The sequence below is a fragment of the Rhizobium sp. No.120 genome (assembly GCF_054558365.1).
Genome location: NZ_BAAJNQ010000002.1, coordinates 406,311 through 422,730, shown reverse-complemented (window position 1 = coordinate 422,730; position 16,420 = coordinate 406,311). Strand labels below are relative to the sequence as shown.

The 16,420-nt window shown below is 61.0% G+C and carries 15 protein-coding genes, 1 tRNA gene and 1 riboswitch; of the genes, 4 read left to right on the top strand and 12 right to left on the bottom strand.

Annotated elements, in window-relative coordinates; all coding sequences use genetic code 11:
* Positions 1-98: 98 nt before the first annotated feature.
* A complete protein-coding gene (locus ACYJRZ_RS07790; protein WP_459457704.1) occupies positions 99-1,325 on the bottom strand; it encodes an MFS transporter in 1,227 nt (408 codons plus the stop codon).
* Positions 1,326-1,426: 101 nt separating this feature from the next.
* Here ACYJRZ_RS07790 and ACYJRZ_RS07785 point away from each other — a divergent pair, with 101 nt between their 5' ends.
* Positions 1,427-2,335 (top strand): LysR family transcriptional regulator, encoded by a 909-nt coding sequence (locus tag ACYJRZ_RS07785; RefSeq protein ID WP_459457702.1) that lies wholly within the window; start codon positions 1,427-1,429, stop codon positions 2,333-2,335.
* A gap of 6 nt (positions 2,336-2,341) precedes the next feature.
* Here ACYJRZ_RS07785 and ACYJRZ_RS07780 read toward each other — a convergent pair.
* Positions 2,342-2,415, bottom strand: a tRNA-Gly gene (locus tag ACYJRZ_RS07780).
* Positions 2,416-2,473: 58 nt separating this feature from the next.
* Positions 2,474-3,568, bottom strand: a complete 1,095-nt coding sequence (locus tag ACYJRZ_RS07775; RefSeq protein ID WP_459457700.1) for a 2'-deoxycytidine 5'-triphosphate deaminase — start codon at positions 3,566-3,568, stop codon at positions 2,474-2,476.
* Between the two features lie 72 nt (positions 3,569-3,640).
* A riboswitch (SAM riboswitch) is annotated at positions 3,641-3,719 on the top strand.
* A 43-nt stretch (positions 3,720-3,762) separates the two neighbouring features.
* On the opposite strand from ACYJRZ_RS07775, the gene ACYJRZ_RS07770 reads away from it, so the two are divergent.
* Positions 3,763-4,950 (top strand): O-succinylhomoserine sulfhydrylase, encoded by a 1,188-nt coding sequence (locus ACYJRZ_RS07770; protein WP_459457698.1) that lies wholly within the window; start codon positions 3,763-3,765, stop codon positions 4,948-4,950.
* A 79-nt stretch (positions 4,951-5,029) separates the two neighbouring features.
* Here the strand turns inward: ACYJRZ_RS07770 and ACYJRZ_RS07765 are convergent, their stop codons facing one another.
* Complete coding sequence (locus ACYJRZ_RS07765) at positions 5,030-5,743, bottom strand: DNA helicase (protein WP_459457696.1); 714 nt, start codon at positions 5,741-5,743, stop codon at positions 5,030-5,032.
* Between the two features lie 612 nt (positions 5,744-6,355).
* Here ACYJRZ_RS07765 and apaG point away from each other — a divergent pair.
* Positions 6,356-6,748, top strand: coding sequence for a Co2+/Mg2+ efflux protein ApaG (gene apaG, locus ACYJRZ_RS07760; RefSeq protein ID WP_459458689.1), 393 nt, complete (start codon positions 6,356-6,358; stop codon positions 6,746-6,748).
* Between the two features lie 7 nt (positions 6,749-6,755).
* Here apaG and ACYJRZ_RS07755 read toward each other — a convergent pair whose 3' ends face one another.
* The 3 genes from ACYJRZ_RS07755 to ACYJRZ_RS07745 form a co-directional block, all read right to left on the bottom strand.
* Positions 6,756-7,745, bottom strand: coding sequence for an Hsp33 family molecular chaperone (locus ACYJRZ_RS07755; RefSeq protein ID WP_459457694.1), 990 nt, complete (start codon positions 7,743-7,745; stop codon positions 6,756-6,758).
* 158 nt (positions 7,746-7,903) lie between these two features.
* Complete coding sequence (gene argF, locus ACYJRZ_RS07750; RefSeq protein WP_459457692.1) at positions 7,904-8,821, bottom strand: ornithine carbamoyltransferase; 918 nt, start codon at positions 8,819-8,821, stop codon at positions 7,904-7,906.
* 73 nt (positions 8,822-8,894) lie between these two features.
* Positions 8,895-10,094, bottom strand: coding sequence for an acetylornithine transaminase (locus ACYJRZ_RS07745; protein WP_459457690.1), 1,200 nt, complete (start codon positions 10,092-10,094; stop codon positions 8,895-8,897).
* 425 nt (positions 10,095-10,519) lie between these two features.
* Between ACYJRZ_RS07745 and ACYJRZ_RS07740 the strand changes: the two genes are divergently transcribed.
* Positions 10,520-11,047, top strand: coding sequence for a GcrA family cell cycle regulator (locus ACYJRZ_RS07740; RefSeq protein ID WP_459457688.1), 528 nt, complete (start codon positions 10,520-10,522; stop codon positions 11,045-11,047).
* 190 nt (positions 11,048-11,237) lie between these two features.
* On the opposite strand, the gene phoB is transcribed toward ACYJRZ_RS07740, so the two are convergent.
* From phoB to pstC, 5 genes are read right to left on the bottom strand one after another with little or no spacing between them, the layout of a single operon-like run.
* Positions 11,238-11,921, bottom strand: a complete 684-nt coding sequence (phoB, locus tag ACYJRZ_RS07735; RefSeq protein WP_004128368.1) for a phosphate regulon transcriptional regulator PhoB — start codon at positions 11,919-11,921, stop codon at positions 11,238-11,240.
* A gap of 31 nt (positions 11,922-11,952) precedes the next feature.
* Positions 11,953-12,666: a phosphate signaling complex protein PhoU gene (gene phoU, locus ACYJRZ_RS07730; RefSeq protein WP_015338719.1), complete on the bottom strand. Its 714-nt coding sequence runs from the start codon at positions 12,664-12,666 to the stop codon at positions 11,953-11,955.
* Positions 12,667-12,717: 51 nt separating this feature from the next.
* Positions 12,718-13,533 carry a phosphate ABC transporter ATP-binding protein PstB gene (gene pstB, locus ACYJRZ_RS07725; protein WP_459457685.1) on the bottom strand — a complete coding sequence of 272 codons (816 nt, stop codon included), beginning with the start codon at positions 13,531-13,533 and terminating at the stop codon, positions 12,718-12,720.
* A 15-nt stretch (positions 13,534-13,548) separates the two neighbouring features.
* The gene (gene pstA, locus ACYJRZ_RS07720) at positions 13,549-14,883 is read right to left on the bottom strand and encodes a phosphate ABC transporter permease PstA (RefSeq protein WP_459457683.1); all 1,335 of its coding nucleotides are present in this window, start codon (positions 14,881-14,883) and stop codon (positions 13,549-13,551) included.
* Positions 14,880-16,361, bottom strand: a complete 1,482-nt coding sequence (gene pstC, locus ACYJRZ_RS07715) for a phosphate ABC transporter permease subunit PstC (RefSeq protein ID WP_459458687.1) — start codon at positions 16,359-16,361, stop codon at positions 14,880-14,882. The genes pstA and pstC overlap by 4 nt, the downstream gene beginning before the upstream one ends.
* Positions 16,362-16,420: the final 59 nt, after the last annotated feature.

The following is a 16,420-nucleotide window of genomic DNA, read 5'->3' as shown; positions in this document are numbered from 1 at the left end:
GCGCCCGTTCTTACACGCTTGTCTGACGCCCGCCTGAATGGGCTACAGATGGCGATGCGGCAGTACGTTCACAAGCACCGTTCCATTGACTGCACTGTTTAGATGCGCGCGGCAAGGCCTGTGATCAACGCAATCACGCCGAAGCCCGCGGCCCCTGCACAAACGGCAACCCAGCCGCCGAAATCCCATGCCGTGCCGGCAAGCGCCGATCCGAGGGCGCCGCCGAGAAAGAAGATGCCGACAAAGAGGCCGTTGATGCGCCCGCGAGCCTCCGGCTTCAGGAGATTGACGGCGCGACGACCCAAGGTCTGATCGCCGGTGACACCGACATCGAGCAAGACGGCGCTGACGCCCAGAAGGACCAATAGCGCCACAGAGTCGCCCGAGCGTATTCCGCCGACCCAGGCGGCCAGCGCCATTGCGGCGAGCGCGATCAGATGCGAGGCCAATGTCGCCACCTGCGTCCAACCCCTGTCGCCCATGCGGCCGAAGACAGAAGTCGCGGCAGCGCCACCAGCGCCAACAAGGGCAAACAGCGCGATGCCGGATTGGCCGAGCGAAAATGGCGGCTGCGCCAGGCGCAGGGCAACGGAAGTCCAGAACAGGCTGAAGCTTGCCATCATCAAGGCTGCCGTGAAAGCACGCAGTCGCAGCACCGGTTCCTCCCGCAGGAGCCCAAAGAGCGAACCGATCAAAGCCCCATAGCTCGCGCTGACCAGAGGGCGCCGCTCCGGCAGACGCAGGGCAAGCAGAGCGGCGAGCAGGGCGAGCGTCGCGGCACTTAGGGCATAGAAACTTCTCCAGCCCCAGAGGTCGGCAATCAGGCTCGCCAGCGGGCGCGAGACGAGAATACCGACCATGACGCCGCTCATGACATTGCCGATCACCCGGCCGCGATGTTCAGGCGGCGCCATGGCCGCTGCGATCGGCACGAGTATCTGAATGGCGGAACAAGCTGCTCCCAGTAGGAAGAGGAAGATCAGCAGGCTCCAGCCCGTCGGCGCGAAGGCAGCGGCAACGGCCATGACCAGAGCAGCAAGGAGCATGCGCAGCACCAGCTGCCGGTTTTCCATGAGATCCGCCAGCGGCACCAGAAAGAACAGGCCGGCGGCGTAGCCGAGCAGCGAAGCCATGGCCACGAGACCCGCGCCGCTTTCGGAAAACCCGAGCGACGGGCCGATGATGCCGACCAGCGTCTGCGGCGCGAAGAGATTGAGGATGATGACGCCGGTGGCGATGGCGAACAACAAGGTCGATGGAGCGGCGGGTGCCGCGGAAACCTCTCCCTCCGGCTCGCTCGTCATACATTCGGGGACTTGCGACATGATCTCTCCGATAATTTCTGATAATAAAGATAGCTATGTTTATCGCCTTGTCGCATAATGCGGCAACTGAAATTAAATAATAATGATTATGCGAGTTCAGCATGAACATTCCTGACTTGGAAGCCTTCGTCGCCGTGGTGGAGACGGGTTCGATCGTCGCCGCCTCCGCGCGCATCAATCTGACCCAACCCGGCATCACCCGACGCATCCAGAACCTGGAAGACAGTCTCGGCATCGCCCTCCTCGACCGGCAGTCGAAGCCCTTGCGGCCGACGGCTGCAGGACGCGAGGCCTATGAGCATGGACGGCGGGTATTGCGGTCGCTCGACGATCTCAAGGCCGGCGTTTCGCCCGGCGGCACGATCGGTGGCGAATTCCGTCTGGGGATCATGCCCTATCTTTCCGAAGCGGCCTTATCCGCCCCGCTCGACGAATTGCGCAGCCAGTTTCCGCAACTGACGCTGCGCATCGTTACCGGCTGGTCGCCGCAACTGATCGAGCAGGTCGCGCGCAGTCAGCTCGATGCGGCGACCGTCTGCCTGGCAGAGGGGCTGCAGCCGCCGGATAATGTCGTCGGCGAGATGCTCGGAGTCCATGCCGTCATTCTCGTCGCGGCACCGTCGCTCGGCATCCCCAAGCAACCAAGGCTGGAAGATCTCTCCCGATTCCCGTGGATCATGAACCAGAGCGGCTGCGGCTTCCGCGCCTTCATTCAGCATCGCTTCGAAGCCGAGCGCCTGCCCTTCGATGTCGGGGTCGAGGCCATGAGCGCCGATCTGCGCATGTCACTGGTCGCCCGCGGCCTCGGCATTGGCGTCCTGACGCCGGCCGCATTGGCGGACAGCCGCTGGCGCGATTTGGTCGAAATCGTCGACGCGCCGGATTTCAGCCCGAAAGTCGTCAACTGGCTGGTGCATCGCCCGCCAGCCGGGCGGCTGGCGGGGCCGATTGCGATCTTTGGGGAAGCGCTAAAGGAAACGCTGAAAACGAAGAGACCGCTTCTGGCGTGAAAATTATGGAGCGGGTGAAGGGAATCGAACCCTCGTATTCAGCTTGGGAAGCTGCTGCTCTACCATTGAGCTACACCCGCCTGACACCGTGAGATGTCCAACAGTTGGCGGCCTCTGTCAAGGCCGCCAAATAGTCGATCACAGCCGGAAGTGCTTGGAGAGCTTCAGGCCCTGTGCCTGATAGTTCGAGCCGAGGCCGGAGCCGTAGAGGCTGCTCGGCTGTTCCAGCATGTGTTCATAGATAAGGCGGCCGACGATCTGGCCGTCTTCGAGGATGAAAGGCACTTCGTGGCTGCGCACTTCCAGCACGGCGCGGCTGCCGCGGCCGCCGGCCGGGGCATGGCCGAAACCGGGATCGAAGAAGCCGGCATAGTGGACGCGGAATTCGCCGACCAGCGGATCGAACGGCGTCATCTCGGCGGCGAAATGCGGTGGAACATGCACCGCCTCGCGCGAAACAAGGATGTAGAATTCATCGGGATCCAGGATCAGCTCGGTGCGGCCGCGACTGTAGAGCGGTTCCCAGAAATCGAAAATATCGTGCTGGGCCTTCTTGTCGACATCGACAACGGCGGTGTGGTGCTTGCCGCGATAGCCGATCAGCCCTTCCTTGTCGCCAGCGAGATCGATCGACAGCGCGATGCCGCCGCCGGTAATATTAGGCTTCTTGCTGGCAACCAGCGTCTCGGTTTCATGCAGCGCCAGCAGTTCCGGCTCGGTGAGCACGGCCTGGCCGACCCGGAAGCGGATCTGCGACAGGCGCGAGCCGCGGCGAACGACGATCGGGAAGGTGCGCGGGCTGATTTCGAGATAGAGCGGCCCGGAATAGCCAGCCGGGATCTTGTCGAACTCCTGCGCCCGGTCGGTGATGACGCGGGTGAAGATATCGAGACGGCCGGTCGAGCTCTTCGGATTGGCGGAGGCGGACATATCCTCGGGCAGATCGAGGCGCTCCATCAGCGGCACGATATAGACGCAGCCGGTTTCCAGCACCGCGCCTTCGGAGAGATCGACCACATGCAGTTTCAGCCGGTCGAGCTTGTCGGCGACGAGATGTGAGGGACCGGGCATGAAGCTGGCGCGGACGCGAAAGGCATGCGAACCGAGCCTGAGGTCAAGGCTTGCCGGCTGGATCTGATCGACGTCCAGTTCTCTCTCGCTCGTCAGCCGCCCCGTTTCGAACAGCGCTGCGATGGCGCGATCGGCCAAAATTCCAGTATTGCGAGCCATCATGCTTCTCTCATAATTTGTCGCAGACAAAACCAAACTCGGGGAATTGACGCAAGCCGTCAACGGCAGTATTGCAACTTATCCCGTGGTGATTTGGCCGGTCGGCTTGCAGCCACGTTAAACAAATGGCTAAAAAGACCGGGGTTGAACCGGTCTGCTTTTGCGACCGGTTTTTTTGTTTTGAAAGTGGTGATGGCATGAGCAAGACTTGGCGCCCCGCAACCCAGCTCGTTCACGGCGGAACGCTCCGTTCGCAATTCGGCGAGACCTCCGAAGCAATCTATCTGACCCAGGGCTTCGTCTATGACACCTCGGAAGCGGCGGAAGCCCGCTTCAAGGGCGAGACGGATGGATTCATCTACGCCCGCTATGGCAGCCCCACCAACGACATGTTCGAAAAGCGCATGTGCGCGCTGGAAGGCGCAGAAGACGCCCGTGCGACCGCATCCGGCATGGCCGCCGTCTCCGCCGCCATCCTCTGCCAGTTGAAGGCCGGTGATCATATCGTCGCTGCCCGCGCCCTCTTCGGCTCCTGCCGCTGGGTGGTCGAGACGCTCGCCCCGAAATACGGCATCGAATGCACGCTGGTCGACGGCCGCTTTACCGAGAACTGGGAAAAGGCCATCCGCCCGAACACCAAGCTCTTCTTCCTCGAAAGCCCGACCAACCCGACGCTGGAAGTGGTCGACATTGCCGCCGTCGCCAAGCTCGCCAACCAGATCGGCGCAAAGGTCGTGGTCGACAACGTCTTCGCGACGCCGCTTTTTCAGAAGCCTTTGGAACTCGGCGCCCATATCGTCGTCTATTCCGCCACCAAGCATATCGACGGCCAAGGCCGTTCTCTCGGCGGCGTCATCCTCTCCGACAAGCAGTGGATCGACGAGAACCTGCAGGACTATTTCCGCCATACCGGCCCGGCCATGTCTCCCTTTACCGCCTGGACGCTGCTGAAGGGCATCGAGACGCTGCCGCTGCGCGTTGCGCAGCAGACGGCGAACGCCTCCAAGGTTGCCGATTTCCTCGCCGAGCAGGGGAACAAGGTCGCCCGCGTGATCTATCCCGGCCGCAAGGACCATCCGCAGGCCGATATCATCGCCAAGCAGATGAGCGGTGGCTCGACGCTCGTCGCCTTCGAACTGAAGGGCGGCAAGGAAGCAGCCTTCAAGCTGCAGAACGCGCTGGAGATCGTGAAGATTTCCAACAATCTCGGCGACTCGAAGAGCCTGATCACGCATCCGGCCACCACGACGCACAAGAACCTCACCGACGAAGCCCGTGCCGAGCTCGGCATTTCGCCGGGCACCGTGCGCTTCTCCGCCGGCATCGAGGACAGCGCCGATCTGGTCGAGGATTTCGCTCGCGCTCTCGAGCAGGTTTCCGCCTGATATCAATTGAGCCGCCCGGAGACTTCCGGGCGGCTCGACTGCCCTCACCGGGCAATCTCGCGAGAGATGGGGTAGCTCGTCAGCTGGCGGCCTTGAACTCGACCAGGCCGTTGTTCAGGAAGACCATCTTGTCGAACAATTTGAGATCCAGCGGGTTTGGCAGACGGACGTCCGAAAGATCGGGCACGGGCTTCAGCGCCGGATCGTAGCAACGATCGATCTGTGAGATGAAGACGACGATCACCCCTCTGGCGCGCGCAAAGGTCTTCAATATCTGAACCTGGATCATCAATTCCGGATTTTCTCGTTTCTGATCCAGCAACTGCAGAAAATCGACCACGGCCAGTGTGCCAGGCGACGCCCGAGCGAGCCTCTCGACGATATGATCGGCGCTGATGGCATCCGAGTTGTCGAATTCGAACAGACCGGCAAATTCCGCATGATCGGCACCAATGACAGGAAAACGGTCGACGACGACCTTTTCCGTGTCCTCCAGCGTGAAGAAGACGCTGCAATTGCCAGCCTTCATGGCCTCGACGGCAAGCCGCAAGCTCATCAGGGTCTTGCCGTGACCGCGCCGCGCGCCGATCAGCACCAGATCGCCCGGGCTCAGACGCGAATACAGCTCACCGATGGGCACGGCTGAGCTCGCTTTGCTTGCGAGCAAGCTCCAGCCCGCAAAGCCTTCATGAGCCGCGACGCGATCCAGCGCGGCGTGCAAGGGGATTTTCTGCTGGCGAGAGAGGAGCCTAGCCTTACGCTTCAAATGATAAACAGGGGCAGAAAGCCTCATATAAACCTCCTATTGCGAGCAATAACCGCAACCCCTCCTTATGCCAGGCGCTCAAACAGTCGGTTTGGATATCGACGGCCCCGCATGAAGTATACTTTCCCGAATGGAGGGCGGAGGCACGGGCCATGCCAGAATCAGATGATAGCTGAAATCCTGCTGCAGGGGAATCTCATCCAAATCCTGCCGAGGGAACTTATAAAAAGAACAGGGGTTATATGGCGCGGAGGTTTTGAGGCCGGGCGATCACGTGTGACGACCAGTCATGAAAGTCCAGAAGCAATCGCAGCAAGCGTTTCCTGAATGCGGAAGATAGATCTAAGTCTACTCCATTAGATGAGGCCAAATGACGGCGGCTTACGATACTTGGAGACGATTTCGTTAACCTTTAACATGAACCGTAATAGCTGGAATCAAAGCCGCCCTGGCCGTTCACGCAGGATTTCATCACGCCGTTCCTTGACGGAAAGCATCGGTTATAGGATACCGCTAAATATCCTGCACTTTGCGGGAGTGGTGGAAAGCGGATAATATGCCGCAAACTTGAAAATGCTGAAACAGCCATGCGGCTTGAAGGAGCGTCCGGCGTTTCGGGACAATGGCAAGGTGTCAGGCATGTATCGCGCCCTAACACGCGACATCGAGGTGGTTGTAGAACCGTTTTATCTGGAGGAGCAATCCGATCCGGAGGACGATCGCTATGTCTGGGGATACCGCATCGTCATCTCCAACCATTCGAAGAAAGCCGTGAAGCTGGTGACGCGCTACTGGCACATTACCGACATGAACGGCATCGTGGATGAGGTGACGGGACCCGGCGTGGTCGGCGAGCAGCCGCACCTGAAGCCCGGCGATACCTATGAATATTCCTCGGGCTGCCCGCTGGATACACCGTCAGGCATGATGTTCGGCCATTACCAGATGGAGACGGACGACGGGGAGCAATTCCATGTCAAGATCCCCGCCTTCTCTCTCGATACGCCAAACCTGCTGCGCACGCTGAATTAAAGCTGACTCAGGCCGCTTCTATCTCGGACACTTCGAAACGATAGGTCGTCGAGCAGAACTCGCAGGTCACGGCAATTTCGCCATTCTCCTGACTGGCCTCGATCTCCTCGGCCGTGAAGCCCTTCAAGACGCCCTTCAGCTTGTCGCGCGAGCACGAACAGCGGTCATAGACGGCCTTCGGTTCATAGACGCGTACGCCGCGCTCGTGGAAGAGGCGATAGAGAAGCCGCTCGGTGCCGACTTGCGGATCCGTCAATTCGTCGGCGTCGATGGTTTCCACCAGGCTGCGGGCTTCCGACCAGGCGTCATCCTCGACATGATCACGCACGCCTGTATCGCCATCGCCACCATGCAGGTCCGGCTGGCGCATGCGCTCAGGCGCTTCCGGCAAGAACTGGGCGATCAGGCCACCAGCCCGCCAGCGGTGACGCGGCTTGCCGTTTTCATCACGATCGAAAAGTTCTGCAGCGCCCAGACGCACGCGCGTCGGGATCTGTTCAGACTGACGGAAATAGGTGCCTGCAATCTCCTCGAGCGACGCGCCGTCAAGTGCGACAATGCCCTGATAAGGCTGCGTGAAACGGCCCTGATCGATGGTGAAAGCGAGCACGCCCTTGCCGAGCAGCTGCTCCGGCTCGGTCCGGCCTTCGGCAACTGCCTTTGCCAGCGCTTCTTCATCGAAACGGGCATAGGCCCGGACGTTTTCCGGGGTCGAGAAATCGGCGACCAGAAGGTCGACGGGACCGTCGCCCTTGGTCTGCACGGTGAACTTGCCTTCGAACTTCAGCGACGTGCCAAGCAGGACGGTCAGGACGATAGCTTCGGCGAGCAGCCGTGCGACCGGCGCCGGATAGTCGTGCCGGGCGAGAATGGCGTCCAGCAGCGGACCAAGCTGCACGGCACGGCCGCGCACATCCAGACCTTCCACCTGGAAGGGAACGACATGATCGTCACCGGCGAAATCGAACTGACCCAGCGAGGCGGCATTTTCTGCCATTGCTTTACTCCTGCAGCATGACGCCGAAAAGTGAGAGCGGTTTTCGGGCGCCGTCATGCTCTATTCTTTGATTCTAGACCGGATTCAGGTCCTAGGTCGCTTCGACCTGGGACCATCCGGCTCTAGGGCCCGCGCCCTTCAGACGCGGTTTGATATCTTCAGATCGCGCCCAGGCACCAAGCAAGAATCGACTTTTGCGCATGAAGGCGGTTTTCCGCCTCATCGAAGACAACGGATTGCGGACCGTCGATCACCTCGTCCGTCACTTCCTCTCCGCGATGGGCGGGCAGGCAATGCATGAACAAAGCGTCTTTGCCGGCCTGTGCCATCAAAGCCTTGTTGACCTGATAGGGCTGAAAGACGTTGTGACCGCGTGCCCGGTGCTCCTGATTCATGGAAACCCAGGTATCGGTTACCACGCAATCGGCGCCGGCGACCGCACGGTCTGCATCATGCGAGAGCATGATTTCGGCGCCCTCGTTGCGGGCCCAGTTCAGATAGTGATCCTTCGGCTCGGAACCAAGGGGTACCGCCATATTCATGCGATAGCCGAAGCGTGCCGCGCCTTCGATCAGCGAATGCAGCACGTTGTTGCCGTCGCCCGTCCAGGCAAGCGTCTTGCCCTTGATCGGGCCGCGATGCTCTTCAAAGGTCATGATGTCGGCCATGATCTGGCAGGGATGCGTATCGTCGGTCAGCGCATTGATGACCGGAACCGTCGCATGTTCCGCCAACTCCAGCAGGCGCGAATGATCCGTCGTGCGGATCATGATCGCGTCGACATAGCGCGACAGCACCTTAGCGGTATCGCCAATCGTTTCGGCGCGACCAAGCTGCATCTCGGTACCCGAGAGGAACAGCGTTTCGCCGCCGAGCTGGCGCATGCCGACGTCGAAGGAAACACGAGTTCGGGTGGACGGCTTCTCGAAGATCATCGCCAGCATCTTGCCGGCCAGCGGCTTGTCGGCAGTGCCAGCCTTCTGCGCGCTCTTTCGCACCATCGCGTCATCGATGATATTGCGCAGATCGGCAGCCGGAACGGCAGAGAGATCGAGAAAGTGTTTCGGAGAAGCCATGTCCTTACCTGTGCTCCAGAAAAAACAATAACGCCCGCGTGGGGCACGAACGCCCCAAATGCGGGCGGTAAGCTCAAGCCGATTTTTTGACGCGGGCAGCGCGCGCACGCTCGGCGGCACGCTCCAGGCGAGCAAGACCTTCGCGTGCTTCTTCGGCGGTAACGACCAGCGGCGGCAGCAGACGGATGACGTTGTCGCCCGCCGGCACGCCGAGCAGATGCTCGGCACGGATCGCCTGCAGCAACTCCGCCTGCGGAATGGCCGCCTTGATGCCGAGCATCAGGCCTTCGCCACGAACGTCCTCGATGATGTCAGGAAAGCGATCCTTGAGCGAGGCGAGCCCCTGGCGGAAGACCAGCGCGACATCGCGCACATGCTGCAGGAAACCTTCGGCAAGCACGATATCGAGAACCGCATTTCCGACCGCCATGGCGAGCGGATTGCCGCCATAGGTCGAGCCATGCGTCCCCGCCTTCATGCCCGAGGCGGCCTCCGCCGTCGCAAGGCAGGCGCCGAGCGGGAAACCGCCACCGATGCCCTTGGCGACAGCCATGATATCAGGCTTGATGCCGGCCCATTCATAGGCGAAAAGCTTGCCAGTACGGCCGACGCCACACTGTACTTCGTCGAGGATCAGCAGCAGGCCGTGTTCATCGCAGATCTCACGCAGCCCGCGCAGGAATTCGTTGGTGGCCGGACGGATGCCGCCCTCGCCCTGGACCGGCTCGATCAGGATTCCGGCCGTCGCATCTGTGATGGCAGCACGCACGGCATCGAGATCGCCGAACGGTACCTGATCGAAGCCCGGCGCTTTCGGGCCGAAACCTTCGATATACTTTTCCTGACCGCCGGCGGCGATCGTCGCGATTGTGCGGCCGTGGAAGGCGCCCTCGAAGGTGATGATGTGGAACTTCTCGGGATGTCCCTTGGCGAATTGATAGCGCCGCGCCGTCTTGATGGCGCATTCCAGCGCCTCGGCGCCCGAATTGGTGAAGAACACCTTGTCGGCAAAGGTCACTTCCGTCAGCCGCTTCGACAGCTTCTCCTGGCCGGGCACCTCATAAAGGTTGGACAGGTGCCAGACCTTGTCGGCCTGTGCCTTCAGCTCGGCGACAAGATGAGGATGGGCATGACCGAGCGAGTTGACCGCCACGCCGGCGGCGAAATCAAGGTAGCGCTCGCCATTTTCAGTGACCAGCCAGACGCCTTCGCCTCGCTCGAACCGCAGAGGAGCGCGCAGATAGGTGTCATAAAGCGGCGTGGTCTCGGCCATGGCCATATCTCCTGGATCACAACTTTAAGGACCGATCGCTTCCCTTTGATGAAACGGGTCCGAAAAAATCAAAAATGCCGCCTCGCGGCGGCCTGGGCACTATTGATGTTTTGCACCGCGATGTCAACAAAACTGGCGTTTTAGCAGTTGCGAGAAAGCGCTTGCCGGCAAAAGAGATGGGTTGGGCGGCGCCTATGGCAGAAATGCCACGCCCGGACAGCAAGTTGGGGAAAACCTCGAAATCGATTCCTCAAGATTCCCGCGACTCTTGTCACGGAGTCAGCCTCACACTAGGTTAAAAACCAATTGCTAGACTGCATGCGGCGGAACTAGTCACCACAATTTTAGAGCGTTTCGCGCCTCGATCCCATGCGAGGCAATGGTGAGGGATTCTGCCATCGGAAACGCGACAGCGGAGACAGGGCATGAATTGGACAGACGAACGCGTCGAGAAGCTGAAAAAGCTATGGTCCGAAGGTTTGAGCGCCAGCCAGATCGCTGCGCAGCTCGGTGGCGTAAGCCGTAATGCCGTTATCGGCAAGGTACATCGCCTGAACCTCCCCGGCCGAGCGAAGGCGGGCGGCACCACAACTGTGGCGCGCACGCCAAAGCGCGGCGCAGCAGCACCCCGCACCGCAACCTACGGATCGCGCGTCGCTACCCGCACGGTGGTCGCCCGCCAGCAGGGCGCAACGATGCTGAAGGAAGAGATCGAGATCGATTCCGTCAATGAAATCCAGTATCGCCCGGCATCGAATGTCGTCGTTCCGATCTCCCGTCGCCTCGGCCTGACGGAACTGACGGAACGCACCTGCAAGTGGCCGGTCGGCGACCCGCTGAAGGACGACTTCCACTTCTGCGGCAACGACAGCCCGGATTCTTCGCCCTACTGCACCTATCATCAGCGCATGGCCTACCAGCCGGTGCATGAGCGCCGGCGCAACAACGGCTGAAAGTGGCAGCAAGACAAAGAAAAACGGGCCCCTCGAGGCCCGTTTTTCTGTTTCCGCCGCTCCTGCATAATTCCTTAAATCGGAATCGATTTAAGGGAAAATTTTGCAGCATTTTAAGATGTTACAGCGACCTTAACGCGTCTTGAAAGACGCGTGGCGCTGTAATGGTGATACCCGAGCGGCAACCCGCTCAAGCTTCCATGGAATAGCCCGCCCCGCGAACAGTGCGGATGACATCCTGCATGTTGGAGAAATTGAGCGCCTTGCGCAGGCGACCGACATGGACGTCGACAGTGCGTTCGTCGACATAGATATCATGACCCCAAACGCCGTCGAGCAGCTGCGAACGCGAGAAGACACGGCCCGGCGAGGACATCAGAAACTCCAGCAGGCGGAATTCCGTCGGCCCCAGGCGCACTTCGCGGCTCTTGCGGTGGACGCGATGGGTTTCGCGGTCTAACTCGATATCGCCGCAACGCAGCACCGTGGAGAGAACCTCCGGGCGGGCACGCCGCAGCATCGCCTTGACGCGAGCCATCAGCTCCGGCGTCGAGAACGGCTTGACGACGTAATCGTCCGCGCCGGTCGAAAGTCCGCGCACACGCTCGCTTTCCTCGCCGCGGGCCGTCAGCATGATGATCGGCAGGCGCTCCGTCTCCGGCCGCATGCGCAGCCGGCGGCAGAGCTCGATACCGGACACGCCAGGGAGCATCCAGTCGAGGATCAGGAGATCGGGGATGCGCTCCTGGAGACGCAGCTCGGCCTCATCGCCTCTGAGGATCGTGTCGACCTCGAAGCCTTCGGCCTCGAGATTGTAGCGCAGCAGAACGCTAAGCGCTTCCTCGTCTTCTACAACAGCAACTCTCGGAACCATGCGCCTATGGTCTCCTTTCTTCGCTTCCAGATTATTCCGTCACTGCGCCGACGGTATTGGCGGTATCGTCCTTCGGGCGCTCGCCTTCCGGCTGCGCGCCTGTCGCCATGTAATAGATCGTCTCGGCGATGTTGGTGGCATGATCGCCGATGCGCTCAATGTTCTTGGCACAGAAGAGAAGATGCGTGCAGGTGGTGATGTTGCGCGGATCTTCCATCATGTAGGTCAGCATCTCGCGGAAGAGCGAGGTGTACATGGCGTCGATCTCTTCGTCGCGCTCGCGGATCGACACGGCCTTGTCAGGCGAGCGGGTCGCGTAGACATCGAGAACTTCCTTGAGCTGGCTCAGCGCCAGTTCGGAGAGATGCTCGATGCCGCGGGCGAGACGGCGGGGAACACCAGTTCCCTGCACGGCGATGACGCGCTTTGCGGTGTTCTTTCCGAGATCGCCAACGCGCTCCAGATCGGAGGCGATGCGGATCGAGCCCATGATTTCGCGCAGGTCCGCTGCCATCGGCTGGCGGCGTGCAATGGTAACGATCGCCTTGTCGCCGACTTCACGCTCGGCATGGTCGAGAACGACATCGTCGGAGATGACCTTCTGCGCGAGAGCAGCATCGCTGTTGACGAGAGCGCGTACGCTGTCGCTAACCATCTGCTCGGCCAGGCCGCCCATTTCGGCAATGCGGCGGGTCAGGAACTTCAGGTCTTCGTCGTAGGCAGAGAGAATGTGAGTGGAGACCATTTTTCTATCCTCAAGGTGAACTATGTGAAAGGAGCCGCGCGCCTGCCATCATCAACCAAAACGGCCCATGATGTAATCCTGAGTGCGGAAATCGTCGGGATTGGTGAACATCTTATCGGTGTCGTTCTCCTCGACCAGGTGGCCGAGATGGAACATTGCGGTACGCTGCGAGACGCGTGCTGCCTGCTGCATGGAATGCGTCACGATGACGATGGTGAAATTCTCCCGCAGCTCGTGGATGAGATCCTCGACCTTCGCGGTCGCGATCGGATCGAGCGCCGAACACGGCTCGTCCATCAAGATGACCTCCGGGCTGACCGCGACGGCGCGCGCGATGCAAAGGCGCTGCTGCTGGCCGCCAGACAGGCTCGTGCCGGCATCGTGGAGCCGATCCTTCACCTCGCCCCATAGACCCGCCTTCTGAAGGCTGGTTTCGACGATATGCTCAAGATCGGCCTTGGAACGATGCAGGCCATGGATACGCGGACCGTAGGCGACGTTCTCAAAGATGGACTTCGGAAACGGATTGGGCTTCTGGAACACCATGCCGACGCGGGCGCGCAACTCAACCACATCGATGCTGTCGTCGTAGACATCCTGATCGTCGAGCGTGATCTTGCCGGTGACGCGGCAGGTCTCAATCGTATCGTTCATGCGGTTAAGGCAGCGCAGGAAGGTGGACTTGCCACAGCCGGAAGGGCCGATCAGAGCCGTGACCGTATTGGCGCGGATCTTCAGATTGACATCGAAAAGCGCTCGCTTGTCGCCGTAGAACACCGAAACGTCCTGGCCGATCATCTTGTAGGGGATCGTGATCATCTTCTTGGCCAAGGCTCTTTCGCTTGCGGCTTCCGTCATCATGTTCATTTCGTGCGCCCTCCCTTACCAGCGCCGCTCGAAGCGGCGGCGCAGCAAGATGGCGCCGATGTTCATCGCGACGAGGAAGAAGAGAAGGACGATGATGGCGCCGGACGTCCTTTCGACAAAGGCACGCTCGGCTTCGCTCGCCCACATGTAGATCTGCACCGGCAGCGCCGTCGAAGGATCGAGCGGCGATGTCGGGTAATTGGCGACGAAGGCGACCATGCCGATCAGAAGAAGCGGCGCGGTCTCGCCGAGCGCATGCGCAAGCCCGAGGATCGTGCCGGTCAGAATGCCGGGCATAGCTAGCGGCAGAACGTGATGGAAGACCATCTGCATGCGCGAGGCGCCAAGCCCGAGCGCCGCGCTGCGGATCGACGGCGGCACCGCACGTAGCGCCGAGCGCGTGGCGATGATAATCATCGGCAGCGTCATCAGGCTCAGCACCAGACCGCCGACCAGCGAGGCCGAGCGCGGCAGCCCCATCATGTTGATGAAGACCGAGAGACCCAGCAGGCCGTAGACGATCGAGGGGACGGCGGCGAGATTGTTGATGTTGACCTCGATCAGATCCGTCAGCCGGTTCTTGGGTGCGAACTCTTCCAGATAGATCGAGGCGGCAACGCCGACTGGCAAGGCAAGCACGAGAACGGTCAGCATCAGGTAGAACGAGCCGATCAGCGCGACACCGAGACCGGCGGCTTCCGGGCGGCTGGAATTGCCTGACAGGAAGAGACCGCTGTTGAAGGCCTTGTAAAGCGCACCGCTTTCGCTGAGTTGCTTCATCCAGGCGACCTGGCGGTCGGATACCTTGCGGTCCTTCTCGTCGACAGTCAGATCGATCTGGCCCTTGTTGGCGGAATCGATATTGGCGCTGGCCAAGAAGGTGACCTTCTGTGTCGTCCCGATGATCGAGGGATTGGCAACGACCCTGTCGCGCAGCGCGATCCTGGCACCGTCCGACACCATCGCCGTCGCTTCGCGCACAAGCACGCGATTGGCCGGATCGATGCCGAGCACCTTCACCAGCGCGTCGCGCACAAGAACCGGATAGTTGGCTGATATCAGAACCTTCGGATCGGTGGCCCGCTTATCCGTCGGGTCGATCACCTTCTCGGAGAATTCGATCGGCAAGGTGATCGAAGTCTGGACGAAAGCGGTATAGCCCGTGCGGACCACTGTGAAGATCAGGACGGCAAGAAAGATAAGCCCGAAGATGACGGCTGTGATCCCATACGCGCGGAAGCGGCGCTCGGCCGCGTAGCGTCGCCTGATGCCGATATCACGGCGCACCGACGCACCCGGTGTCAGGCCACGCGGCATGTTGAGCTGAGAGGAGGATACGACGTCGCTCATTCGTATTGCTCCCTGTATCGACGGACGATGTAGAGCGCATAGACGTTGAGGCACAGCGTCAGGCAGAACAGCGTGATACCGAGAGCGAAGGCGACAAGCGTCTGCGGCGAGGTGAACTCCAGATCGCCCGTCAGCTGGTTGACGATCTTCACGGTGACTGTCGTCATCGGCTCGAAGGGATCGAGCTGCATGCGTGCGGCAACGCCGGCGGCCAGCACCACGATCATGGTTTCACCGATCGCCCGCGACGCGGTCATCAGCAGTGCACCGACAATGCCCGGAAGGGCGGCTGGCAGCAGAACGCGCTTGACCGTTTCGGACCGCGTGGCGCCAAGCCCGAGCGAGCCGTCGCGCAGCGAACGCGGCACGGCCATGATGATGTCGTCCGACAGCGAGGAAACGTAAGGAATGAGCATCACGCCCATGACAAAGCCGGCCGTCAAGACGCTCTGTGCCTCGATGAAGCTTCTGTAGTTGCCGGTCATCAGACCGTCGATCTCGGCGGAGATATCGCGCAGGAAGGGGCCGACTGTGACAAGGGCGAAGAAACCGTAGACGATCGTTGGAATGCCGGCCAGGACCTCCAGCATCGGCTTGGCGATGGAGCGAACGCGAGCCGAGGCATATTCGGCCATGTAGATCGCCGCGAACAGGCCGATAGGCACGGCAAAGAGCATGGCGACGAGCCCGATATAGATCGTGCCCGCCAGCAGCGGGATCAGGCCGAAGGTGCCCGAGGTCTGTGCGCCGGCGCCGGTGAAGCGCGGGTCCCAGACGGTACCGAAGAAGAATTCGCTGGCTGGCACCATGCTGAAGAAACGCGCCGCCTCCGAAAGCATGGAAACGACAATGCCGACCGTCGTCAGCACCGCAATCGAAGAAGCGACGATCAGGGCTCCGAGGATGACTCGCTCGACGCGGTTGCGGGCGCGGAAACGCGGTGCAATGGCGCGAATACCATGGGCTGCGCAAAGCAGCGATAGGACGATCGCCGCTGCCGACATAACCGTGCGGCTCACTTCGCGCATGCCATTATATTTGTTGGCGGCGTCGATCATGTAGCCCGTTGGGCGAACGGCGAGCGGAACGCCTTTCTGCGCCAGCAGCAACTGAAGATCGGCCCTGTCGCCGTCGACATCGGCAAGCTCCTGGCTATCGAGCATGCGCATGCCGCGAGCGATGCTGCGCACCATGCCGTAGCTAAGGTTGAGCTCAGCCGGCGGCAGAGACTGAACCTCCTCGGGAAAGGATTTGGTCACCAGGCGATCGATAACGATGGGGCTAGCGATCAGCCAGACGCAAACGAGCGCCAAGGGCGGGAGTACCGCCCATATGGCGGCATATGCACCGTGATAGCCGAGGCGGGAATGCATTGACGAGGGCTTGCCGCCCGACAGCGCAGCCGCCCTCACACGCCCCAGCACGAAAGCAGAGGCGCCGAAGACCGACAGGCAGAGTAGCAGCAGCGATACACTCATTCCCATTCCCCGGCGAACGCCGGCGTAGCGGAAAGCCGCGCCGGTGCTCGACCCTTCAG